This window comes from Pseudomonas sp. TWI929 (assembly GCF_039673335.1).
Classification (GTDB): Bacteria; Pseudomonadota; Gammaproteobacteria; order Pseudomonadales; family Pseudomonadaceae; genus Aquipseudomonas.
On sequence record NZ_JBDJLK010000010.1, the window covers coordinates 1 to 22,358 of the forward strand.

General features: G+C 60.7%; 21 protein-coding genes. 19 read left to right on the forward strand and 2 right to left on the reverse strand.

The window, feature by feature from the left end; all coding sequences use genetic code 11:
- The 8 genes from ABE456_RS06885 to ABE456_RS06920 all read left to right on the forward strand — a co-directional run.
- Positions 1 to 349: FAD-binding protein (locus tag ABE456_RS06885; protein WP_346643257.1), on the forward strand; the 349-nt coding region annotated here is incomplete at its 5' end.
- A 186-nt stretch (positions 350 to 535) separates the two neighbouring features.
- Positions 536 to 1,357 carry a transporter substrate-binding domain-containing protein gene (locus ABE456_RS06890; RefSeq protein ID WP_346643258.1) on the forward strand — a complete coding sequence of 274 codons (822 nt, stop codon included), beginning with the start codon at positions 536 to 538 and terminating at the stop codon, positions 1,355 to 1,357.
- A 9-nt stretch (positions 1,358 to 1,366) separates the two neighbouring features.
- Positions 1,367 to 1,720: a DUF4398 domain-containing protein gene (locus tag ABE456_RS06895; protein ID WP_346643259.1), complete on the forward strand. Its 354-nt coding sequence runs from the start codon at positions 1,367 to 1,369 to the stop codon at positions 1,718 to 1,720.
- Entirely contained in the window at positions 1,717 to 2,529 is an 813-nt protein-coding gene (locus ABE456_RS06900; protein WP_346643260.1) for an OmpA family protein, read from the forward strand. The genes ABE456_RS06895 and ABE456_RS06900 overlap by 4 nt, the downstream gene beginning before the upstream one ends.
- 377 nt (positions 2,530 to 2,906) lie before the next feature.
- A complete protein-coding gene (locus ABE456_RS06905; protein ID WP_346643261.1) occupies positions 2,907 to 4,349 on the forward strand; it encodes a PLP-dependent aminotransferase family protein in 1,443 nt (480 codons plus the stop codon).
- Positions 4,350 to 4,413: 64 nt separating this feature from the next.
- On the forward strand, positions 4,414 to 4,893 hold the full coding sequence (locus ABE456_RS06910) for a hypothetical protein (protein ID WP_346643262.1): 480 nt from the start codon (positions 4,414 to 4,416) through the stop codon (positions 4,891 to 4,893).
- Between the two features lie 130 nt (positions 4,894 to 5,023).
- Positions 5,024 to 5,278, forward strand: a complete 255-nt coding sequence (locus ABE456_RS06915; RefSeq protein ID WP_346643263.1) for a YkgJ family cysteine cluster protein — start codon at positions 5,024 to 5,026, stop codon at positions 5,276 to 5,278.
- A 33-nt stretch (positions 5,279 to 5,311) separates the two neighbouring features.
- Positions 5,312 to 5,917, forward strand: a complete 606-nt coding sequence (locus ABE456_RS06920; protein WP_346643324.1) for an START domain-containing protein — start codon at positions 5,312 to 5,314, stop codon at positions 5,915 to 5,917.
- A 220-nt stretch (positions 5,918 to 6,137) separates the two neighbouring features.
- On the opposite strand, the gene gltA is transcribed toward ABE456_RS06920, so the two are convergent.
- Entirely contained in the window at positions 6,138 to 7,427 is a 1,290-nt protein-coding gene (gene gltA / locus ABE456_RS06925; protein ID WP_346643264.1) for a citrate synthase, read from the reverse strand.
- 352 nt (positions 7,428 to 7,779) lie between these two features.
- Between gltA and sdhC the strand changes: the two genes are divergently transcribed.
- The 11 genes from sdhC to ABE456_RS06980 all read left to right on the forward strand — a co-directional run bounded on the left by sdhC (position 7,780) and on the right by ABE456_RS06980 (position 21,898).
- Positions 7,780 to 8,166 (forward strand): succinate dehydrogenase, cytochrome b556 subunit, encoded by a 387-nt coding sequence (gene sdhC, locus ABE456_RS06930; protein WP_008091902.1) that lies wholly within the window; start codon positions 7,780 to 7,782, stop codon positions 8,164 to 8,166.
- Complete coding sequence (sdhD, locus tag ABE456_RS06935) at positions 8,160 to 8,528, forward strand: succinate dehydrogenase, hydrophobic membrane anchor protein (RefSeq protein ID WP_008091903.1); 369 nt, start codon at positions 8,160 to 8,162, stop codon at positions 8,526 to 8,528. Before sdhC ends, sdhD begins: the two co-directional genes overlap by 7 nt.
- A gap of 3 nt (positions 8,529 to 8,531) precedes the next feature.
- Positions 8,532 to 10,304, forward strand: a complete 1,773-nt coding sequence (gene sdhA / locus ABE456_RS06940) for a succinate dehydrogenase flavoprotein subunit (RefSeq protein WP_346643265.1) — start codon at positions 8,532 to 8,534, stop codon at positions 10,302 to 10,304.
- An 11-nt stretch (positions 10,305 to 10,315) separates the two neighbouring features.
- Positions 10,316 to 11,020 carry a succinate dehydrogenase iron-sulfur subunit gene (locus tag ABE456_RS06945; protein ID WP_012315348.1) on the forward strand — a complete coding sequence of 235 codons (705 nt, stop codon included), beginning with the start codon at positions 10,316 to 10,318 and terminating at the stop codon, positions 11,018 to 11,020.
- A 246-nt stretch (positions 11,021 to 11,266) separates the two neighbouring features.
- Positions 11,267 to 14,098 carry a 2-oxoglutarate dehydrogenase E1 component gene (locus tag ABE456_RS06950; protein ID WP_346643266.1) on the forward strand — a complete coding sequence of 944 codons (2,832 nt, stop codon included), beginning with the start codon at positions 11,267 to 11,269 and terminating at the stop codon, positions 14,096 to 14,098.
- Positions 14,099 to 14,140: 42 nt separating this feature from the next.
- Positions 14,141 to 15,364, forward strand: coding sequence for a 2-oxoglutarate dehydrogenase complex dihydrolipoyllysine-residue succinyltransferase (gene odhB / locus ABE456_RS06955; protein WP_346643267.1), 1,224 nt, complete (start codon positions 14,141 to 14,143; stop codon positions 15,362 to 15,364).
- Between the two features lie 93 nt (positions 15,365 to 15,457).
- On the forward strand, positions 15,458 to 16,894 hold the full coding sequence (gene lpdA, locus ABE456_RS06960) for a dihydrolipoyl dehydrogenase (protein ID WP_110745656.1): 1,437 nt from the start codon (positions 15,458 to 15,460) through the stop codon (positions 16,892 to 16,894).
- 172 nt (positions 16,895 to 17,066) lie between these two features.
- On the forward strand, positions 17,067 to 18,233 hold the full coding sequence (gene sucC / locus ABE456_RS06965) for an ADP-forming succinate--CoA ligase subunit beta (RefSeq protein WP_346643268.1): 1,167 nt from the start codon (positions 17,067 to 17,069) through the stop codon (positions 18,231 to 18,233).
- A complete protein-coding gene (gene sucD / locus ABE456_RS06970) occupies positions 18,233 to 19,117 on the forward strand; it encodes a succinate--CoA ligase subunit alpha (protein ID WP_016393102.1) in 885 nt (294 codons plus the stop codon). Before sucC ends, sucD begins: the two co-directional genes overlap by 1 nt.
- A gap of 400 nt (positions 19,118 to 19,517) precedes the next feature.
- Positions 19,518 to 20,831, forward strand: a complete 1,314-nt coding sequence (brnQ, locus tag ABE456_RS06975) for a branched-chain amino acid transport system II carrier protein (RefSeq protein WP_346643269.1) — start codon at positions 19,518 to 19,520, stop codon at positions 20,829 to 20,831.
- Between the two features lie 317 nt (positions 20,832 to 21,148).
- Positions 21,149 to 21,898 (forward strand): DUF599 family protein, encoded by a 750-nt coding sequence (locus ABE456_RS06980; protein ID WP_346643270.1) that lies wholly within the window; start codon positions 21,149 to 21,151, stop codon positions 21,896 to 21,898.
- A gap of 67 nt (positions 21,899 to 21,965) precedes the next feature.
- Here the strand turns inward: ABE456_RS06980 and ABE456_RS06985 are convergent, their stop codons facing one another.
- Positions 21,966 to 22,268: a hypothetical protein gene (locus tag ABE456_RS06985; protein ID WP_346643271.1), complete on the reverse strand. Its 303-nt coding sequence runs from the start codon at positions 22,266 to 22,268 to the stop codon at positions 21,966 to 21,968.
- Positions 22,269 to 22,358: the final 90 nt, after the last annotated feature.

Below are 22,358 nucleotides of genomic sequence, written 5' to 3' on the forward strand. Positions count from 1 at the left end.
CAAGATCGTCGTCTCCGGCGGCCGTGGCATGGGCAACGGTGACAACTTCAAGCACCTGTACAGCCTGGCCGACAAGCTCGGCGCTGCCGTCGGTGCCTCGCGCGCCGCAGTCGACGCCGGCTTCGTGCCGAACGACATGCAGGTTGGCCAGACCGGCAAGATCGTTGCACCACAGCTGTACATCGCCGTCGGTATCTCCGGCGCGATCCAGCACCTGGCCGGCATGAAAGACTCCAAAGTGATCGTTGCGATCAACAAGGACGAAGAAGCGCCGATCTTCCAGGTAGCCGACTACGGCCTGGTCGCTGACCTGTTCGAAGCGGTTCCGGAGCTGGAAAAGCTGGTCTGATCCGCCTGCTTCACTTATAAAGAACCCGGCCCTCGTACAGGGGGCCGGGTTTTTTTGTGGTCTGTTGCGGCCCTTTTGCCAGCCAGCCAGCTTCTACAGGTACAGCGAGGCGCTTCAGGGCGGTGCAGTACCTGTGGGCTGGCTTGCCGGCGATAGGGCTGGATCAAGCAATACAAGGAGTGAGGGATGATGTTGCGCGGAACGGGCAGGGCGCTGGCATGTGTGGCGCTGTTGATGTCACCACTGGCCATGGCCGCAGGTAAATGCGAGCGCCTGGTGGCAACCGGTAGCCCTGATGCGCCGCCCTATTCGTGGCAAGACCCGAAAGACCCGAAGCACCTGATTGGCGCCAACGTCGACCTGTTGCGCCAGGTGGCTGGCGAGCTGGGTGTGAAGGTAGAAGTGCTGAATGCAGGCCGTCGCGACCAGGCGCTGGAGGAAGTACGCAGTGGGCGTATGGACTTGCTGCTCGATACCCCCATGCTGGTGGAACAGTTGACCGCGCTGGACTATATCCACCCACCCTTGCAGCTCAACGAGTACCTGGTGTGGACGCGCCACGATGCCGAACTGACCTTCAATGGCCCGGCAGACCTGGCCAATTACCAGGGCAGTTTGTCCGAGCACGCGCGGCTGACGCCGGCCTTCACCGACTTTGCCAAGGCCCAGCTCAAACTGGTGCCGGCGCAGAACCTTACCCAGGCCTTCCAGAAACTGGTGCTCGGCCAGGTGGACTATGTGCTCGCCGGCCGCTATTCGGGTATGGCCATGGCCCAGAGCCTGGGCATGAGCAATGACCTGATCGCCCGCGGCCTGCCGGTGGATCGGCCGGGCCTGTACCTGGCGTTGTCGCACAACTCGGCTTGCAATGACAGCTGGTTGCGTGGGCAATTGGCGAAAAAACTGACAGAATTGCCGATCTCCGGTGCGTCCGAGGCCGTGCTGCAACGTAATGTCGAGCGCTGGAAAGCGCAGTTGCAGGTGCCAGCGGACGCCCCCAAACACTAGGAAGATTGCGTGAGAACCCAACCACTAATCCTTGCCCTGGCCGTGCTCGGCCTGGCTGGCTGCGCCAATGATCCGGCGCCTGACCAGCAGATGCGCATTTCCGAACAGGCACTGGAACAGGCCAGGGCCGTCGGCGCCACCGAACAGGTCGAAACGCTGAAGCTGGCGGAAGACAAGCTGGCCCGGGCCAAGAGCAACATGCTGACTGAAGACTACCGCGATGCACGCATGCGCGCCGAGCAGGCCGAGCTGGATGCGCGCCTGGCCGAAGCCCAGGTGCTTAACCAGAAGAGTGAAGAGCAGCTGCAGTTGTTGCAGACGCGGGTCAAGCGCTTGCGCAAGCAACTGGAGGTGCAGCCATGATTGGTCGTACCCCATTGGCTGCGTTGGTGTTGCTGGCGTTAACGACCGGTTTGCAGGGTTGCGCCAGCCAGCGCAGCAGCGCCGCGCTGGATGACGCCACGGCTGCCTTCCAGAAGGTCAAGGATGATTCCGACGTGTTGCGCAGTGCGCCGCGTGACGTAATTCGCGCAGGCGAGTCGCTGGCGCGAGCCGAGCGCCTGTCCAGCTACATCGGCACTGGCTCCGATGTCCGCCATTACGCTTACCTCAGCCAGCGGTACAGCGAGATCGCCAGTGAGCATGCCAAGCTGGCGCTGAGCCAGGAGCGCCGAGCCAAGCTTGACCTGGAGCGTCAGCGCCTGCAGTTGGCATTGCGCGAGGCCAAGCTGGCCAGCGTGCAGCAGCAGGGCAAGTGGGTCGAGTCGCAGATTGCTGCGCTGGCCTCGGAGCAGGCCGATCGTGGCCTGGTGATGACGTTGGGTGACGTGCTGTTCGACACCGGTAGCGCCGACCTGAAGAACTCCGCCAGCCGTACCGTGCTCAAGCTGGTGCAGTTCCTGCAATTGAACCCGCGCCGGGTGGTGCGTATCGAGGGTTATACCGACAGCACGGGCGCCCCCGAGGACAACATCAAGCTGTCGCGCGACCGCGCGCAATCCGTGGCCGACATGCTGGTGGATCTGGGGATCGACGAGAAGCGCCTGCAGGTGGAAGGTTATGGCGACCAGTATCCGATCGAGGCCAATGCCTCGGAGCGGGGCAGGGCGCAGAACCGTCGGGTTGAGATCGTGTTTTCCGATGAGAAGGGCAGGCTCGCGCCCGCGCGCTGAGGGTCGGTGTTCGCCTCGGTATTGTCTGCGCCTGTTAGATCGAGCGCCGCCCGCGCGGCGCATCGCGGATAAATCCGCTCCTACATTTGTTGCAACGTGGCCATGCCTGTCAGGCCATGGTTGTCAGCCGGTTTGCAAGACTCAAGACTTGCGCCAAGGCGGGCAACCATGGCGTTACAGGTTTGGCACGTTGCAACAAATGTAGGAGCGGGCTTGCCCGCGATGCGCCGCGCGGGCGGCGCTCGATCTCGCAGGCGCCTAAGATGTTGTGGCGACTCTGCCATCTGTCCCAGTACACTTTGCAACTGTTACGGTATCCTCTACCGTCAGTGAGTCGCACAAGAATAACGAGCCCGTCCGCGCGTCGAGATCCAGCCATGACCAACCTGCTGCTGTACCAGCGTATCGCCCAGCAACTGGCCGATGACATCCGCCGCGGTGTCTACCAGCCAGGCGAGCGGGTACCCTCCGTGCGCAAGATGAGCGCCCAGCTCAATGTCAGCCATGCCACGGTGCTGCAGGCCTATGCCAACCTCGAAGACCAGGGGTTGATTCGCGCGCGGCCGCAGTCTGGCTACTACGTGCACCAGACCCCGGCCCTGACCGCGCAAACTCCGGACATCGCCCGTGTGGAGCGCCCTGGCCTGGTCACCCGTGCCAGCATCATCCAGCAGGTGTTGACCGAGGCGCGCCGTGATGGCGTGTTCCCGTTCGGTGCTGCCGTACCGCATGTCGACTACCTGCCGGTGCGCGCCCTGCATCAACAAATTGCCAAGGTGACGCGCTTCCACAGCCCGCGCGCCTTCAGCTACATGTTCAGCCCCGGTTTCGAGCCGCTGCGCCGGCAGATCGCCATTCGCATGCGTGATGCCGGCGTGCTGGTCGACCCGCGTGAAGTGATCGTGACCCATGGCTGCGTCGATGCCTTGCAGATGTCGCTGCGCGTGCTGACCCGCCCAGGCGACCTGATCGCCGCCGAATCACCGACCTATTACGGCTTGCTGCAGTTGGCTGACCTGCTGGGCCTGAAAGTGATCGAAATCCCCAGTGACCCGTCCACGGGCATCAGCCTTGAAGCCTTGCAACTGGCGGCCAACCAGTGGTCGATCAAGGCCCTGGTGCTGACCACGCGCCTGAGCAACCCACTGGGCGGCACCGTCCCGGAAGAGCGGCAGAAGCAATTGCTGCGGCTGGCATCGGACTTCGATATCCAGATCGTCGAGGACGACATCTATGGCGAGCTGATGTTCGAGCAGGGTAAGACCAAGGCACTGAAGGCGTTCGACCGGCTGGACCGGGTGATCTACTGTTCAAGCTTCTCCAAGACCCTGTCCCCCGGCGTGCGCGTTGGCTGGATGGTCGCCGGCCGCTACCAGGATGAAATCCAGCGCCTGCAAACGTTCACCACCCATTCGGCCTGCAGCGTGACGCAGATGGGGGTGGCGGCCTACCTGGAGAATGGCGGCTACGACCGGCACCTGCGCTACATCCGCCAGGAGTATCGCAAGAACCTCAGCGCCTACCAGTTGGCAGTGCAGCAGCACTTCCCGGAGGGTACCCAGATGACCCGGCCGACGGGTGGTTTCATCCTCTGGGTGAGCCTGCCAGGGCGGGTCAATACTCAGGAGCTGCATGTGCGTGCGTTAGAGCAGGGCATCAGCATTGCCCCGGGGCTGATCTTCAGTAACACCGAGCAGTTCAACCATTGCATCCGCCTGAATTGTGGTATTCCATGGAACAAGGAAGCCGAGCGGGCAGTGATCACCCTTGGTTTGCTGGCTCAGCAGTTGTGCAGAGAGTCTGCGACCACACTTTTGTAAGGCTTGCCAGGGGGCTGCGGAACAGAGAGCATACGCAGCTTTCCTGCCAGCCTGTCCATTTGCCATGAATGCTTTACGCCGTTTTGCCCTGATCTTGTGCCTTGCACCGCTCTGCTACCTTGGCGGTGCGGCCCAGGCTGCGCAGCCGACAAGCCAGGCGCAGGCGACTCACGGCAAGCCGGCACAGAAGGCGGCAGCCAAGCCCGTGCAGAAGCAAGCGCCCAAAAAGGCCAGTAACAACAAGGCCAAGCCGGTGCACAAGGCGGTCAGCAAGGCGGTTGCCAAGCCCTTGCCCAAGGCAAAGCTGGACCTCAGCCTGCCGGTCGACATGGTCAATGACCTTGAGCCGAATGTGGGCAACCCTTCACCCATCCAGCGACGCAAACCTTTGCTGCCCCCGATGTTTACCGAAAAACCAGAGACCAGCGACAGCCCCTTCCAGCTCAATGGCCGGTTGATCAACAACGAAATGCAGTTGCAGTTGCGCAATGACAGCCGTCATGACGTGGAAGGGGCGGCCATCGATTTCGAGTACCGCCAGTAGCCAGCAAACTGACTACCGAGTCACCCCATATTTAATCGTGCCAGTAATTTCAAACGACTGTTTGAGCGAGTACTATCCGGGGGCGTTCGTCCCGTTTTGTTCCAGGGAGTCCTGATTTTGGTGAATAACCATGAATTGCCGTGAGGGCTGTGGTGCCTGCTGCATCGCCCCGTCCATCAGCTCTGCGATGCCGCGCATGCCCAATGGCAAGCCGGCTGGCGAGCGCTGCCTGCACCTGACCGCTGCCAACCTCTGCGACTTGTTCGGCAAGCCCGAGCGGCCGGCGGTGTGTGGTGGCTTCAAGGCGGACGTCGAGGTGTGCGGCAGTGACCGTGACGAGGCAATCAGGATTCTTGGCTGGTGGGAGCAAATGACGGCGGCGTAACAGGCTGGATCTTCGACAACAAGGATAAACATGATGAGATCGTTCAAGCGTATTGCACTGCTGTGTGGCATGGGTGTTCTGCTGTCCCCTGCGGCCTGGGCCGAAAACTGGCAAGTGGCCAAGGACGAGGAGGGGATCAAGGTGTCCCTTAGCGAAGTGGCCGGTTCCAAGTACAAGGCTTACCAGGGAGTTACCCTGATCAAGGCGCCCCTGGCCAAGGTGCAGGCACTGCAGGAAGACGTGACCGGGGCCTGTGCATGGATTCACGAATGCAAGTCGCAGAAACTGCTCAAGCATGAAGGTGACCAGAGCTGGACCTACACCCAGTTCAACACACCATGGCCGGTGACCCCGCGTGACTCGGTGCTGCATATCACCACGGTCAAGGGGGCTGATGGCAGCCTGACCCGTAACCTGGTCGAAGAGCCGACCTATATCCCGGAAGAGAAGGGCTTTGTGCGGGTGGCGAAGGTCGAAGGCTTCTGGAGGTTGGTGCCCAAGGGCGACACTACGGAAGTGACTTACCAGGTGCATACCGAGCCGGGTGGTAGCGTGCCGGCGATGGTCGCCAACAAGTTCGTGGTGGACTCACCGTTCAATACCCTGAAAGGGTTGCGCGAGCGGGCTGAGAAAAACTGAGGCTAAATGCGGCGCGCGGTCTCTGTGGGAGCGGCCTTGCGTCGCGAAAAGGGGCGCGAAGCGGCCCCAGGGTCCTGGCCTCCCGCAATAATGCCGGGGCCGCTATGCGGCCCTTTCGCGACGCAAGGCCGCTCCCACAAAAGCCGAACTGTGACCTGCAGGATTTTGCAATAAAAAAAGGCTGCCCGAGGGCAGCCTTTTTGCGTTCGGCTATTGAAGCTTACTTGCGGTCCTGCAGCGCAACGATGTCGCGCTTCTGCTCGCCGGTATACAGCTGGCGCGGGCGGCCGATCTTGTACGGGCTGGAGAGCATTTCTTTCCAGTGCGAGATCCAGCCCACGGTACGTGCCAGGGCGAAGATCACGGTGAACATGCTGGTCGGAATGCCGATCGCCTTGAGGATGATCCCCGAGTAGAAGTCGACGTTCGGGTACAGCGAGCGCTCGATGAAGTACGGATCGGTGAGGGCGATCTCTTCCAGGCGCATGGCCAGTTGCAGCTGCGGGTCGTTCTTGATGCCCAGCTCGCGCAGGACTTCGTCGCAGGTCTGCTTCATCACGGTGGCGCGCGGGTCGCGGTTCTTGTAAACGCGGTGACCGAAGCCCATGAGCTTGAACGGGTCGTTCTTGTCCTTGGCCTTGGCGATGAACTTGTCGATGTTCGATACATCGCCAATTTCATCGAGCATGGTCAGAACGGCTTCGTTCGCACCGCCGTGGGCCGGGCCCCACAGTGCGGCGATGCCGGCGGCGATACAGGCGAACGGGTTGGCACCCGACGAGCCGGCCAGACGAACGGTCGAGGTGGAGGCGTTCTGCTCGTGGTCGGCATGGAGGATGAAGATCCGGTCCATTGCCTTGGCCAACACCGGGCTGATCGGTTTGATCTCGCACGGGGTGTTGAACATCATGTGCAGGAAGTTTTCCGCGTACGACAGGTCGTTGCGCGGGTACATCATCGGCTGGCCCATGGAGTACTTGTAAACCATCGCAGCCAGGGTCGGCATCTTGGCGACCAGGCGCACTGCGGAAATTTCGCGGTGCTGCGGGTTATTGATGTCCAGGGAGTCGTGATAGAACGCCGACAGGGCGCCGACCACACCGCACATCACCGCCATCGGGTGAGCGTCGCGGCGGAAACCGTTGAAGAAGGACTTCAGCTGCTCGTGAACCATGGTGTGGTTTTTCACGGTGCTGACGAACTGGGCCTTCTGCTCGGCATTCGGCAGTTCGCCGTTGAGCAGCAGGTAGCAGGTTTCGAGGTAGTCGGATTTTTCGGCGAGTTGCTCGATCGGGTAGCCGCGGTGCAGCAGGATACCTTTGTCGCCGTCAATGTAGGTGATCTTCGACTCGCACGAGGCGGTCGCCATGAAACCAGGGTCGAAGGTGAAGTGACCAGTGGCCCCCAACCCGCGGACGTCGATTACATCAGGACCAACGGTGCCGGTTAAAATGGGCAGCTCGACGGGGGCAGCGCCCTCGATGACCAACTGCGCTTTTTTGTCAGCCATGTGGCCTCCTATTAATGCTTGAAATCATCAGACAGACCCCCCACGCAGGGCCCGCACCACTATAGAGGGATAAATTCAGATGTCAATTTGCCTAAAGGCTTGTTGAAACAGGCATTGAGGCCTGATTTTTCGCGAAATTCTCGCCCATTTACGCCTTTTGTTCGCTAAAGGCAATGCGCTATTTGGGCTACCCCGTCACGTTGTCATAAGCAGCCTAACTGTCTATACTCGCAACCCGACCGCCAGGGGCTTGCAAGCCCGAACTGCTGGGGGTCGCCGTTCCCTGGGTGGTGGGTACCTGACCAGTACACTTACCAACAACTTTGCCCTGATTCGCTAGGGGCTCTTCAGTGTGAAAAAAGCCGTGAAAAGCCAACGACCTGTAAACCTAGACCTAAGGACCATCAAGCTCCCCGTCACTGCGTACACGTCCATTCTTCACCGTATCTCCGGCGTCATCCTGTTCATCGGCCTTGCCATCATGCTTTATGCACTGGGCAAGTCGCTGGGTTCCGAGGAAGGCTTCGGTGAGGTGAAGGCGTGTCTGACCAGCCCGCTGGCCAAGTTCGTGACCTGGGGCCTGCTGTCCGCCCTGCTTTATCACCTCGTGGCAGGTGTTCGTCACCTGATCATGGACATGGGCATCGGTGAGACGCTGGAAGGCGGCAAGCTGGGCTCGAAAATCGTGATCGTCATCTCCGTGGTGCTGATCGTTCTGGTGGGAGTTTGGGTATGGTAACCAATGTCACGAACCTGTCGCGTTCGGGCCTCTATGACTGGATGGCGCAGCGCGTTTCTGCGGTCGTTCTCGCGGCTTACTTCATCTTCCTGATCGGCTACGTGGTCGCCCACCCAGGCATCGACTACACCCAGTGGCATGGTCTGTTCTCCAACAACGCGATGCGAATCTTCAGCTTGCTGGCCCTCGTTGCCCTGGGCGCTCACGCCTGGGTCGGCATGTGGACCATTGCGACCGACTACCTGACGCCTATGTCGTTCGGCAAGTCGGCAACTGCGATTCGTTTCCTGTTCCAGGCGGTATGCGGCGTTGCGATGTTCGCTTACTTCGTCTGGGGTGTGCAGATTCTCTGGGGTATCTGATCCATGGCTAGCATTCCAACCATTTCCTTCGACGCCATCATCATTGGTGGCGGCGGCGCCGGCATGCGCGCAGCGCTGCAACTGGCGCAAGGCGGCCACAAGACTGCCGTAGTCACCAAGGTCTTCCCGACCCGTTCGCACACTGTATCCGCCCAGGGCGGCATCACCTGCGCCATCGCTTCGGCCGACCCGAACGACGACTGGCGCTGGCACATGTACGATACCGTCAAGGGCTCCGACTACATCGGTGACCAGGACGCTATCGAATACATGTGTCAGGAAGGCCCGGCTGCGGTCTTCGAGCTGGACCACATGGGCCTGCCGTTCTCGCGTACCGAAACCGGCCGTATCTACCAGCGCCCGTTCGGTGGCCAGTCCAAGGACTTCGGTAAAGGTGGCCAGGCCGCCCGTACCTGTGCCGCATCCGACCGTACTGGTCACGCGCTGCTGCACACCCTGTACCAGGGCAACCTGAAAGCCGGTACCACCTTCCTCAACGAGTACTATGCCGTTGACCTGGTGAAGAACCAGGAAGGCGCCTTTGTCGGTGTGATCGCGATCTGCATCGAAACCGGCGAAACCATGTACATCAAGTCCAAGGCCACTGTTCTGGCTACTGGCGGTGCGGGCCGTATCTACGCTTCCACCACCAACGCCCTGATCAATACCGGTGACGGTATCGGCATGGCCCTGCGTGCCGGCGTGCCGGTGCAGGACATCGAGATGTGGCAGTTCCACCCGACCGGCATCGCCGGCGCTGGTGTGCTGGTAACCGAAGGTTGCCGCGGTGAGGGTGGTTACCTGATCAACGCCCACGGCGAGCGCTTCATGGAGCGTTACGCGCCGAACGCGAAAGACCTGGCCGGCCGCGACGTGGTTGCCCGTTCCATGGTCAAGGAAATCATCGCCGGCAACGGCGTGGGCCCGAACAAGGACCACGTACTGCTGAAGCTGGACCACCTGGGCGAGGAAGTGCTGCACAGCCGCCTGCCAGGTATCTGCGAACTGTCCAAGACCTTCGCCCACGTCGACCCGGTCGTCGCGCCGGTGCCGGTTGTTCCGACCTGCCACTACATGATGGGCGGCGTTGCCACCAACATCCATGGCCAGGCCATCACCATGGACGAAGAAGGCAAGGATCACATCATTCCTGGCCTGTTCGCCGTAGGTGAAGTGGCGTGCGTATCGGTACACGGTGCCAACCGCCTGGGCGGCAACTCGCTGCTCGACCTGGTGGTGTTCGGCCGTGCTGCCGGCCTGCACCTGGAGAAGGCGCTGAGCGACGGCATCGAGCACCTCGACGCCAGCGACACCGATATCGATGTTGCCCTGAGCCGCCTGAATAACCTCAACGGGCGTACCACGGGTGAAGACGTTGCCAGCCTGAAGCGTGAGCTGCAGAGCTGCATGCAGAACTACTTCGGTGTATTCCGCACTGGCGAATACATGCTGAAGGGTATCGAGCAGCTGGCTGGCCTGCGCGAGCGTATCGCCAACGTCAAGATCAACGACAAGTCCCAGGCCTTCAACACCGCGCGTATCGAAGCGCTGGAGCTGCAGAACCTGCTGGAAGTTGCCGAAGCTACTGCCATCGCGGCCGAAGCCCGTAAAGAGTCCCGCGGTGCTCACGCCCGTGAAGACTTCGAAGACCGTGACGACGAAAACTGGCTGTGCCACACCCTGTACTACCCGGGTGAGAAGCGCGTTGCCAAGCGCGGCGTCAACTTTGCGCCGAAGACTGTTCCAGCCTTCGAACCAAAAGTCCGGACTTACTAAGGGTGGCTGCTATGTTGAAAGTCGAAGTTTATCGTTACAACCCGGACACCGACTCGGCGCCAAAAATGGAGTCGTTCGACGTCGATACCGGCGGCAAAGACCTGATGGTGCTGGATGTATTGGCACTGATCAAGGAAAAGGACGAGGGTTTCTCGTACCGTCGCTCCTGCCGTGAAGGCGTTTGCGGTTCCGACGGCATGAACATGAACGGCAAGAACGGCCTGGCCTGCATCACCCCGCTGTCGGGTGTGGTCAAGGGAAACAAGCTGGTTCTGCGCCCGCTGCCAGGCCTGCCGGTCATTCGTGACCTGGTGGTCGACATGAGCATCTTCTACAAGCAGTACGAGAAGGTGAAGCCGTTCCTGCAGAACGATACCCCGGCGCCGGCCATCGAGCGCCTGCAGTCGCCGGAAGACCGCGACAAGCTGGACGGCCTGTACGAGTGCATCCTGTGCGCTTGCTGCTCGACTTCCTGCCCGTCGTTCTGGTGGAACCCGGACAAGTTCCTGGGCCCAGCTGCTCTGCTGCAAGCCTACCGCTTCCTGGCCGACAGCCGCGACACCAAGACTCAGGAGCGCCTGGCGTCCCTGGATGACCCGTTCAGCGTATTCCGCTGCCGCGGGATCATGAACTGCGTGAACGTTTGCCCGAAAGGTCTGAACCCGACCAAGGCAATCGGTCACGTACGTAACATGCTGCTGCAAAGCGGCACCTGATACAAAGTGTTGTACCTGCAGTAAGCCGAGGTGCGGGTGGTGAGCCCGCACTGAGGTAAAACCCGAGCAAGGGCTCACAAAGCCCGCGCTCATTACCTATGAAGATATGAGACCAGCAGGGGCTTTCCGGGCTGGTACCCGGAAAATCAGCAGGATCCTAGTGGCGTGGTTCAGTCGCTGTATTCGGACTTTTCCAGGTTTGCTGTGGCTCTCGCCGATCAGTCCCCTAATCGAGGGTGACCAAGCATGCAAGAAAGCGTGATGCAGCGCATGTGGGATAGCGCCCACCTTTCAGGTGGTAACGCTGCATATGTGGAAGAGCTCTACGAGCTCTACCTGCACGACCCTAACGCTGTGCCAGAAGAGTGGCGCACTTACTTCCAGAAGTTGCCAGCCGACGGCAGCACCGCTACTGATGTATCGCACTCGACAATCCGCGACCATTTCGTACTGCTGGCAAAGAACCAGCGCCGCGCCCAACCGGTATCTGCCGGGAGCGTGAGCAGTGAACACGAGAAGAAGCAGGTTGAAGTTCTGCGACTGATCCAGGCCTATCGTATGCGCGGCCATCAGGCTGCCAAGCTCGACCCGTTGGGGTTGTGGCAGCGCCCTGCGCCCGTAGACCTGTCGATCAATCACTACGGCTTGACCAATGCCGATCTTGATACGACTTTCCGTGCCGGCGACCTGTTCATCGGCAAAGAGGAGGCGAGCCTACGCGACATCTTCGAGGCACTCCAGAAGACATATTGTCGCACCATTGGCGCCGAGTTCACCCATATCGTCGATTCCGAGCAGCGCAGCTGGTTCCAGCAGCGCCTGGAAAGCGTGCGCGGCCGTCCGGAGTTTTCCGCTGACGTGCAGGCCCACTTGCTCGAGCGCGTGACTGCCGGTGAAGGCCTTGAGAAGTACCTGGGCACCAAGTACCCAGGCACCAAGCGTTTCGGCCTCGAGGGCGGCGAAAGCCTGATCCCGATGCTGGACGAAATGATCCAGCGTTCCGGCTCCTACGGTACCAAGGAAGTCGTGATCGGCATGGCCCACCGTGGCCGCCTGAACGTACTGGTGAACACCTTCGGCAAGAACCCGCGCGAGCTGTTCGACGAGTTCGAAGGCAAGAAGATGAACGAGCTGGGCTCCGGTGACGTGAAGTATCACCAGGGCTTCTCCTCGAACGTGATGACCGCTGGTGGCGAAGTGCACCTGGCCATGGCGTTCAACCCGTCCCACCTGGAAATCGTTTCGCCAGTGGTCGAGGGTTCGGTGCGCGCCCGTCAGGACCGCCGCAACGACACCGTTGGCGACAAGGTGCTGCCGATCTCGATCCACGGCGACGCTGCGTTCGCTGGCCAGGGCGTGGTCATGGAAACCTTCCAGATGTCGCAGACCCGCGGTTTCAAGACCGGCGGTACCGTGCACATCGTGATCAACAACCAGGTTGGCTTCACCATCAGCAACCCGCTGGACTCGCGCTCCACCGAGTACGCCACCGACGTTGCCAAGATGATCCAGGCGCCGATCCTGCACGTGAACGGCGACGACCCGGAAGCAGTGCTGTTCGTTACCCAGCTGGCCATCGACTACCGCATGCAGTTCAAGCGTGACGTGGTCATCGACCTGGTCTGCTACCGCCGTCGCGGCCACAACGAGGCCGACGAGCCGAATGGCACCCAGCCATTGATGTACCAGCAGATCAGCAAGCAGCGCACCACCCGTGAGCTGTACGCCGAGGCACTGATCCAGGCCGGCCGCATCGATGCCGAACGCGCCCAGGCCAAGATCGACGAGTACCGCAACGCGCTGGACAATGGCCTGCACGTGGTGAAAAGCCTGGTCAAGGAGCCGAACCGCGAGCTGTTCGTCGACTGGCGTCCGTACCTGGGCCATGCCTGGACCGCGCGTCACGACACCCGTTTCGACCTCAAGACCCTGCAGGACCTGTCGGCCAAGCTGCTCGAGCTGCCGGAAGGCTTCGTGGTCCAGCGTCAGGTGTCGAAGATCTACGAAGACCGTCAGAAGATGCAGGCCGGTGGCTTGCCGATCAACTGGGGTTATGCAGAGACCATGGCCTACGCCACCCTGCAGTTCGAAGGTCACCCGATCCGCATGACCGGCCAGGACATCGGCCGTGGCACCTTCTCGCACCGTCACGCGGTGCTGCACAACCAGAAGGACGCCAGCACTTACATCCCGCTGCAGAACCTGTTCCCGGGCCAGCCACGTTTCGACCTGTACGATTCGTTCCTGTCCGAAGAAGCGGTACTGGCCTTCGAATACGGCTACTCCACCACCACGCCGAACGCGCTGGTGATCTGGGAAGCCCAGTTCGGTGACTTCGCCAACGGTGCGCAAGTGGTGATCGACCAGTTCATCACCAGCGGCGAGCACAAGTGGGGCCGCCTGTGCGGTCTGACCATGCTGCTGCCACACGGTTATGAAGGGCAGGGCCCGGAGCACTCCTCCGCGCGTCTGGAGCGTTACCTGCAGCTGTGCGCCGAGCACAACATCCAGGTCTGCGTCCCGACCACCCCGGCCCAGATCTACCACCTGCTGCGTCGCCAGGTCATTCGCCCGCTGCGCAAGCCGCTGGTAGTCCTGACGCCGAAGTCGCTGCTGCGCCACAAGCTGGCCATCTCGACTTTGGAAGACCTGGCAGAAGGCTCGTTCCAGACCGTGATCCCGGAAATCGACGCGATCGATCCGGCCAAGGTCGAGCGCCTGGTGCTGTGCAGCGGCAAGGTCTACTACGACCTGCTGGAAAAACGCCGTGCCGAAGGCCGCGAAGACATCGCCATCGTGCGTATCGAGCAGCTGTACCCGTTCCCGGAAGACGACCTGGTCGAAATCCTGGCGCAATACAGCAACCTCAAGCACGCCGTATGGTGCCAGGAAGAGCCGATGAACCAGGGCGCCTGGTACAGCAGTCAGCACCACATGCGCCGTATCCTGGGCCGCCACAACAAGGCACTGGTCCTGGAATACGCCGGTCGCGACGCTTCTGCCGCGCCAGCCTGTGGTTACGCTTCGAAGCACGCCGAACAGCAGGAAAAACTGCTGCAAGACGCCTTCACTGTCTAACGCCTTCGCGCACCTGAAACCGAATTTAAGGAAACACTGATAATGGCTATCGAGATCAAAGCCCCAACCTTCCCGGAATCGGTTGCCGATGGCACCGTTGCCACCTGGCACAAGAAGCCGGGCGAAGCCGTCAAGCGTGACGAGCTGATCGTCGACATCGAGACCGACAAGGTTGTCCTGGAAGTGCTGGCTACCGCCGATGGCGTGCTGGGCGACATCGTCAAGGGCGAGGGCGACACCGTCCTGTCCGACGAAGTGCTGGGTTCGATCGTTGAGGGCGGTGCTGCCGCCGCGCCTGCCGCTGCCGCCGCTCCTGCTGCTGCTCCGGCCGCCGCTGCTGCTGACGCTGGCGAAGACGACCCGATCGCTGCCCCGGCCGCGCGCAAGCTGGCTGAAGAAAACGGCATCGACCTGGCTACCGTTGCCGGTACCGGTAAAGGCGGTCGCGTCACCAAGGAAGACGTGGTTGCTGCTGTTGCCAACAAGAAGTCGGCACCTGCCGCTGCCCCGGCTGCCAAGCCTGCCGCCGCTGCTGCTGCTCCGGTGGTAACCGCTGCTGGCGACCGCACCGAGAAGCGCGTGCCGATGACCCGCCTGCGTGCCAAGATCGCCGAGCGTCTGGTCGAAGCCCAGTCGAACATGGCCATGCTGACCACCTTCAACGAAGTCGACATGACCGAAGTCATGGCCCTGCGTTCGAAGTACAAGGACCTGTTCGAGAAGACCCACAACGGCGTACGCCTGGGCTTCATGTCGTTCTTCGTCAAGGCCGCCACCGAAGCCCTGAAGCGCTTCCCGGCTGTCAACGCCTCGATCGACGGCAACGACATCGTCTACCACGGCTTCGCCGACGTCGGTGTTGCGGTTTCCAGCGACCGTGGCCTGGTGGTACCGGTACTGCGTAACGCCGAGTCGATGAGCCTGGCTGAAATCGAAAACGGCATTGCCACCTTTGGCAAGAAAGCCCGTGACGGCAAACTGTCGATCGAAGAAATGACCGGCGGCACCTTCACCATCACCAACGGCGGTACCTTCGGCTCGATGATGTCGACCCCGATCGTCAACCCGCCGCAGGCCGCGATCCTCGGCATGCACAACATCATCCAGCGCCCGATGGCCGTAAATGGCCAAGTGGTGATTCGCCCGATGATGTACCTGGCGCTGTCCTACGATCACCGCCTGATCGATGGCAAGGAAGCGGTAACCTTCCTGGTCACCATCAAGAACCTGCTGGAAGATCCGTCTCGCCTGCTGCTGGACATCTAACCCTCTGGCTGCGTACCGTGCCGGCCCTGGCTTCGCAAGAAGCCATGCCGCGCGGTTCGCGGCTTGTAGCTTGTAGCTGATAAGGAATCTTTTATGACCCAGAAATTCGACGTAGTGGTGATTGGTGCTGGTCCTGGCGGCTATGTTGCTGCCATCAAGGCCGCACAACTTGGTCTGAAGACTGCCTGTATCGAGAAGTACACCGACGCCGAGGGCAAGCTGGCCCTGGGCGGCACCTGCCTGAACGTAGGTTGCATTCCATCCAAGGCGCTGCTGGACAGCTCCTGGAAGTACAAGGAAGCTAAAGAGAGCTTCAACGTTCACGGTATCTCCACTGGCGAAGTGAAGATGGACGTTGCCGCGATGGTTGGCCGCAAGGCTGGCATCGTCAAGAACCTGACTGGTGGCGTAGCCACCCTGTTCAAGGCCAACGGCGTTACTTCGATCCAGGGCCACGGCAAGCTGCTGGCTGGCAAGAAAGTCGAAGTCACCAAGGCTGACGGCACCACCGAAGTCATCGAGGCCGAGAACGTGATCCTGGCTTCCGGCTCGCGCCCGATCGACATTCCACCGGCTCCGGTCGACCAGAACGTCATCGTCGACTCCACCGGCGCTCTGGAATTCCAGGCCGTGCCGAAGCGCCTGGGCGTTATCGGTGCCGGCGTGATCGGCCTGGAGCTGGGCTCGGTATGGGCTCGCCTGGGTGCTGAAGTCACCGTCCTGGAAGCCCTGGACACCTTCCTGATGGCTGCCGACACCGCCGTGTCGAAAGAAGCCCAGAAGACCCTGACCAAGCAAGGCCTGGACATCAAGCTGGGTGCTCGCGTCACCGGCTCGAAAGTCAACGGCAACGAAGTTGAAGTGACCTACACCAACGCCGAAGGCGAGCAGAAGATCACCTTCGACAAGCTGATCGTTGCGGTCGGCCGTCGTCCGGTTACCACCGACCTGCTGGCTGCCGACAGCGGCGTGACCATCGACGAGCGTGGCTACATCTTCGTTGACGATCACTGCGCCACCAGCGTACCGGGCGTATACGCCATCGGTGACGTGGTACGCGGCATGATGCTGGCCCACAAGGCCTCGGAAGAGGGCATCATGGTTGTCGAGCGCATCAAAGGCCACAAGGCCCAGATGAACTACGACCTGATCCCTTCGGTTATCTACACCCACCCGGAAATCGCGTGGGTCGGCAAGACCGAACAATCCTTGAAGGCCGAGGGTGTTGAGGTTAACGTAGGCACCTTCCCGTTCGCGGCCAGCGGCCGTGCGATGGCTGCCAACGACACCGGTGGTTTCGTCAAGGTTATCGCCGATGCCAAGACCGACCGCGTCCTGGGTGTACACGTGATTGGCCCATCGGCTGCCGAACTGGTGCAGCAGGGCGCAATCGCAATGGAATTCGGCACCAGTGCCGAGGATCTGGGCATGATGGTCTTCAGCCATCCAACCCTGTCCGAAGCGTTGCATGAAGCAGCGCTGGCGGTGAATGGCGGTGCCATTCACGTGGCCAACCGTAAGAAGCGTTAATTATAAGAAACCACGGCGGGCTGCCCGTCGTGAGTCTTGCGTGCATGACTCACCGCGGAAAGTCCGCCGGACCGGATCACACGGGAAAACCCGGGGTCAACGGTCACAGGTGGTGCGGCGCCAGTGATGGCGCAGCGCCGAAGCGCAGTACCTAACGAAGACGGTAAAAAGCATGAATCTTCACGAGTATCAGGGTAAGCAGCTGTTCGCTGAATACGGCCTGCCAGTTTCCAAGGGTTTCGCAGTCGATACCCCTGAGCAAGCTGCAGAAGCCTGCGACAAGATCGGCGGGAACGAGTGGGTAGTAAAAGCCCAGGTTCACGCGGGTGGTCGCGGTAAAGCGGGCGGCGTCAAGCTGGTTCGCAGCAAAGAAGACGCCAAGGCGTTCGCTGCACAGTGGTTGGGCAAAAATCTGGTTACCTACCAGACCGATGCCAACGGTCAACCCGTCTCCAAGATTCTGGTCGAATCCTGCACTGACATCGCCAAAGAGCTGTACCTGGGCGCTGTAGTCGATCGTTCGAGCCGCCGTATCGTGTTCATGGCTTCCACCGAAGGTGGCGTGGACATCGAGAAAGTCGCTCACGAAACGCCTGAGAAGATCCTCAAGGCCACCATCGACCCACTGGTCGGCGCTCAGCCGTTTCAAGGTCGTGAGCTGGCATTCCAGCTGGGCCTGGAAGGCAAGCAAGTTACTCAGTTCGCCAAGATCTTCGTTGGCCTGGCCAAGCTGTTCAAGGATCACGACCTGGCTCTGCTGGAAGTGAACCCGCTGGTGATCAAGGCCGATGGCGACCTGCACTGCCTCGATGCCAAGATCAACATCGACGCCAACGCCATGTACCGTCAGCCTAAGCTGAAAACCTTCCACGACCCGTCGCAGGACGACGCCCGTGAAGCCCACGCTGCCAAGTTCGAACTGAACTACGTTGCCCTCGAAGGCAACATCGGCTGCATGGTCAACGGTGCCGGCCTGGCCATGGGTACCATGGACATCGTCAACCTGCACGGCGGCAAGCCGGCCAACTTCCTCGACGTTGGCGGTGGTGCTACCAAAGAGCGCGTTACCGAAGCGTTCAAGATCATTCTGTCCGACAGCAATGTCGCGGCCGTTCTGGTCAACATCTTCGGCGGCATCGTTCGCTGCGACATGATTGCCGAAGGCATCATCGGTGCAGTGAAAGAAGTCGGCGTTAAAGTTCCGGTCGTCGTTCGCCTCGAAGGCAACAACGCTGAACTGGGCGCTAAAGTACTGGCAGAAAGCGGTTTGAACATCATTGCGGCAACCAGCCTGACCGACGCTGCTCAACAAGTTGTCAAAGCTGCGGAGGGCAAGTAATGAGCGTCCTGATCAATAAAGACACCAAAGTCATCTGCCAGGGCTTCACCGGCTCGCAGGGTACTTTCCACTCCGAACAAGCCATCGCCTACGGCACCAAGATGGTCGGCGGCGTAACCCCAGGCAAGGGTGGCACCACCCACCTGGGCCTGCCGGTGTTCAACACCGTCAAGGAAGCCGTGGAAGCTACCGGCGCTGACGCTTCGGTCATCTACGTACCGGCTCCATTCTGCAAAGACTCGATCCTGGAAGCTGCCTTCGGCGGCATCAAGCTGATCGTCTGCATCACCGAAGGCATTCCTACCCTGGACATGCTGGATGCCAAGGTCAAGTGCGACGAGCTGGGTGTTACCCTGATCGGCCCTAACTGCCCAGGCGTCATCACCCCGGGCGAGTGCAAGATCGGCATCATGCCAGGTCACATTCACCTGCCAGGCAAGGTCGGTATCGTTTCGCGTTCCGGCACCCTGACCTATGAAGCTGTGAAGCAGACCACCGACGCCGGCTTCGGCCAGTCGACCTGCGTCGGCATCGGCGGTGACCCGATCCCAGGTTCCAACTTCATCGACATCCTGAAGCTGTTCCAGGAAGACCCGAAGACCGAAGCGATCGTCATGATCGGTGAGATCGGCGGTTCGGCTGAAGAAGAAGCTGCAGCCTACATCAAGGCCAACGTTACCAAGCCTGTCGTTTCCTACATCGCTGGTGTTACCGCTCCTGCGGGCAAGCGTATGGGCCACGCTGGCGCCATCATTTCCGGTGGCAAGGGCACTGCGGACGAGAAGTTCGCCGCCCTGCAGGACGCTGGTGTGAAAACCGTGCGTTCCCTGGCTGACATCGGCAAGGCCCTGGCCGAGCTGACTGGCTGGGAAGCCAAGAAGTAATACTGCTACACCCCCCACGCGCACAGAGGCCACCTTCGGGTGGCCTTTGTCGTTTCTGGGTGTTGGGATTCCTGTGCCCGCGAAGAGGCCGGAACTGACGAGATGGATTTTTCGATGGGTTTGATAGGAATTTTCACGCAGAAGAATGTTTCAATCCGAGGATAATTCCTGTTGTTCGCGGTAACTCAGACGACAAACACTTACGCACATCGGACAAGCAGCACTGTGCCAGTGCGTTTGCCGAGTAAAACGGTTAATCTACGCGTTCACTCTGTGCCCGTACCCCAAAAGGGAACGACACGCTAAACGGGTCTGGCCTATCAAGCCGGGCAGCATTTCCCCTCATCCAAAGGGAAATCCCCTCTCGAATCCCGATTTCAGCAGTGTGGTACTACCTTAAATGAAAGTTCTCAAAGGCCAGGATATCCTGGCGCTTGGCTTTATGACGTTTGCGCTTTTCGTGGGCGCTGGCAACATCATCTTCCCGCCTATCGTTGGTCTGCAGTCTGGTCCGCACGTATGGATGGCGGCCCTGGGCTTCCTGGTGACGGCCGTAGGCTTGCCGGTCATTACCGTGGTCGCCCTGGCCAAGGTCGGTGGCGGCATGGATGCCCTGAGCAGCCCGATCGGCAAGTTCTTCGGCGGCCTGTTGGCGGCCGTGTGCTACCTGTCGGTCGGCCCGCTGTTCGCTACCCCGCGTACGGCGACCGTGTCGTTCGAAGTGGGCGTTGCACCGCTGACCGGTGAAAGCCCGCTGGCGCTGTTCATCTACAGCCTGGTGTATTTCATCGTGGTACTGGCCGTGTCCATGTACCCCGGTAAGCTGCTCGATACCGTGGGCCGCTTCCTGGCGCCGCTGAAGATCATCGCCTTGGCCGCGCTGGGCATCGCTGCATTCGCGCTGCCAGCCGGTACCATTGGTGAAGCACAGCCGGCTTACGCCGCTGCAGCGTTCTCCAAGGGCTTCTCCGATGGTTACCTGACCATGGATACCCTGGGTGCCCTGGTGTTCGGTATCGTCATCGTCAATGCCATCCGTTCGCGCGGTGTGGAGTCGCCGAAACTGATCACCCGCTACGCCATCATCGCCGGCCTGATCGCCGGTGTCGGCCTGGCCCTGGTGTACATCAGCCTGTTCCGCCTGGGCGCCACCAGCCACGACATCGCAGCTGACGCCACCAACGGTGCAGCGGTGTTGCATGCCTACGTGCAGCACACCTTCGGTTCGCTGGGCAGCGGCTTCCTGGCCGTACTGATCGCGTTGGCCTGCCTGGTGACTGCGGTTGGCCTGACCTGCGCCTGCGCCGAATACTTCAGCCAGATCCTGCCGCTGTCGTACCGTGCCCTGGTGGTGATCCTGGCAGGCTTCTCGCTGCTGATCTCCAACCTTGGCCTGACCAAGCTGATCATGTTCTCGATCCCGGTGCTCACTGCGATCTACCCGCCATGCATCGTGGTGGTGGGCCTGAGCTTCGTGAAGGACCTGTGGAACTCGCCGACCCGTATCCTGGCGCCAGTGATGCTGGTGTCGCTGGTGTTCGGCATGGTCGATGCGATCAAGGGCAGCGGCATTGCCCACGTGCTGCCGGATTTCCTGGCGCATCTGCCGCTCAGTGATGCCGGCATGGCCTGGCTGGTGCCGTCGGTGGTGACCCTGGTGGGCGCCGTGGCCTGCGACCGCATGCTTGGCAAGCCGCGCGAGGCGCTGGCCTGACCCGGTAAGTTGAAGCCTGAGGGCGGCACCGGCCACAAGCCGAAGGGTGTACGCCAAGGGTGGAAACTGGAAAGCCCCGTATCCGAGAGGATGCGGGGCTTTTTGTTTGCCTGTTCCGGCCTCTTCGCGGGCATGCCCGCTCCCACAGGTACAGCGCCAACTCTGAGGATTGCGCTTAACCTGTGGGAGCGGGCGTGCCCGCGAAGAGGCCCGCATTACCAGTGCAAATATCAGGGTGGATGTGTGCCTTTTTCCGCTTGCCAGCGTCGAAAACCGGTCCCTATCCTCTAGGCACCTGGCCCTCTCGGGAACCCTGCATGAATTTCATCCAAAGCAACCTCAACAACCTGCTGGCCATTGCCTGGTTCGCCCTGTGCTGGGGCGGCTACACCCGCTACGCCATCTGGAAGGGCCGCGACACCGCGTGCCTGGCCAGCGTGCTGCACCTGTACCGCGAAGACTGGATGCGCCGCATGCTGCTGCGTGACAACCGCATCGCCGATGCCAGTGTGATTGGCAACCTCGAACGCAATGCGTCGTTCTTTGCCTCCAGTACGCTGATCATCCTGGCCGGTATCCTCACCGTGCTCGGTGCTTCCGATAGGGCGTTGTCGCTGCTCGCCGACCTGCCACTGGTGCAGCAGACCTCGCAGGGCATGTCGGAAATCAAGCTTCTGTGCCTGGCCATGGTCTTCGTCTACGCCTTCTTCACCTTCAGTTGGTGCATGCGCCAGTACAACTTTGCGGCTGTGCTGGTGGGCTCGGCGCCGATGATCGGCGAGCGGCTGGTCAATGAGCTGGAGCGCAAGGCGTTCGCCTCTCGGGCTGCGCGGGTATTGTCGCTGGCGGCCAACCAGTTCAACTTGGGGCTGCGCTCCTACTATTTCGGCATGGCCATGTTGAGTTGGTTTATCAGCCCGTGGCTGTTCATGGCCATGAGTGTCGGGGTAGTGCTGATTTTGTACCGCCGGGAGTTCCATTCGGATGTGCTGGATGTGATGGTGTTCACACCGACCGAAAGTGTGCCGGGCGAACCCGTGAAGGAAAACACAGTTGCAGGCAACTGAAACGTTTAACTGATAAGTTGCAGGTACAAAAAAACCCGACAGTGTCGGGTTTTTTTGTATTAGCCAATTACTGCTTGGCTGGTTCGGCCGGAGTAGCTTCTGGCGCCGGAGCGGCTGGAGCAGCTTCCGGTGCCGGAGTAGCCGGTGCGGCTTCTTCGGCAGCCTTCTGCTCGGCTTCGGCCTGATCTTTGGCGGCTTCGGCGTTTTCCTTGGCGGCTTCGTTCATTTTATCCTGAGCTTCACCCATTTTTTCCTGGGCTTGCTCGGCGTGTTGCTGTGCGTCCTGGGCTTTGTCTTCGCTCGCTTTATCGCAAGCGGCCAGGCCCATGGCAGCGGCCAGCATCAGAGCAAAAGCAAAAGGTTTACGCATGGGGGTATTTCTCCTTGGTGGAATAAGTGACTTGTTCCTTCGATTACAACAACGCGGAATAAGTTCCGCGAAGGTTACAGATATATAACG

Excerpts from the sequence above, each read along its gene's own strand:
- ABE456_RS06910 (WP_346643262.1), top strand. The coding sequence starts at position 4,414 with ATGAATGCTTTACGCCGTTTTGCCCTGATCTTGTGCCTTGCACCGCTC.
- ABE456_RS06920 (WP_346643324.1), top strand. The coding sequence starts at position 5,312 with ATGAGATCGTTCAAGCGTATTGCACTGCTGTGTGGCATGGGTGTTCTG.
- brnQ (WP_346643269.1), top strand. The coding sequence starts at position 19,518 with ATGAAAGTTCTCAAAGGCCAGGATATCCTGGCGCTTGGCTTTATGACG.
- ABE456_RS06890 (WP_346643258.1), top strand. The coding sequence starts at position 536 with ATGATGTTGCGCGGAACGGGCAGGGCGCTGGCATGTGTGGCGCTGTTG.
- sdhD (WP_008091903.1), top strand. The coding sequence starts at position 8,160 with ATGGTAACCAATGTCACGAACCTGTCGCGTTCGGGCCTCTATGACTGG.
- sdhA (WP_346643265.1), top strand. The coding sequence starts at position 8,532 with ATGGCTAGCATTCCAACCATTTCCTTCGACGCCATCATCATTGGTGGC.
- ABE456_RS06985 (WP_346643271.1), bottom strand. The coding sequence starts at position 22,268 with ATGCGTAAACCTTTTGCTTTTGCTCTGATGCTGGCCGCTGCCATGGGC.
- ABE456_RS06945 (WP_012315348.1), top strand. The coding sequence starts at position 10,316 with ATGTTGAAAGTCGAAGTTTATCGTTACAACCCGGACACCGACTCGGCG.
- ABE456_RS06915 (WP_346643263.1), top strand. The coding sequence starts at position 5,024 with ATGAATTGCCGTGAGGGCTGTGGTGCCTGCTGCATCGCCCCGTCCATC.
- sucC (WP_346643268.1), top strand. The coding sequence starts at position 17,067 with ATGAATCTTCACGAGTATCAGGGTAAGCAGCTGTTCGCTGAATACGGC.
- ABE456_RS06950 (WP_346643266.1), top strand. The coding sequence starts at position 11,267 with ATGCAAGAAAGCGTGATGCAGCGCATGTGGGATAGCGCCCACCTTTCA.
- ABE456_RS06905 (WP_346643261.1), top strand. The coding sequence starts at position 2,907 with ATGACCAACCTGCTGCTGTACCAGCGTATCGCCCAGCAACTGGCCGAT.
- ABE456_RS06900 (WP_346643260.1), top strand. The coding sequence starts at position 1,717 with ATGATTGGTCGTACCCCATTGGCTGCGTTGGTGTTGCTGGCGTTAACG.
- odhB (WP_346643267.1), top strand. The coding sequence starts at position 14,141 with ATGGCTATCGAGATCAAAGCCCCAACCTTCCCGGAATCGGTTGCCGAT.
- gltA (WP_346643264.1), bottom strand. The coding sequence starts at position 7,427 with ATGGCTGACAAAAAAGCGCAGTTGGTCATCGAGGGCGCTGCCCCCGTC.
- sucD (WP_016393102.1), top strand. The coding sequence starts at position 18,233 with ATGAGCGTCCTGATCAATAAAGACACCAAAGTCATCTGCCAGGGCTTC.
- ABE456_RS06980 (WP_346643270.1), top strand. The coding sequence starts at position 21,149 with ATGAATTTCATCCAAAGCAACCTCAACAACCTGCTGGCCATTGCCTGG.
- lpdA (WP_110745656.1), top strand. The coding sequence starts at position 15,458 with ATGACCCAGAAATTCGACGTAGTGGTGATTGGTGCTGGTCCTGGCGGC.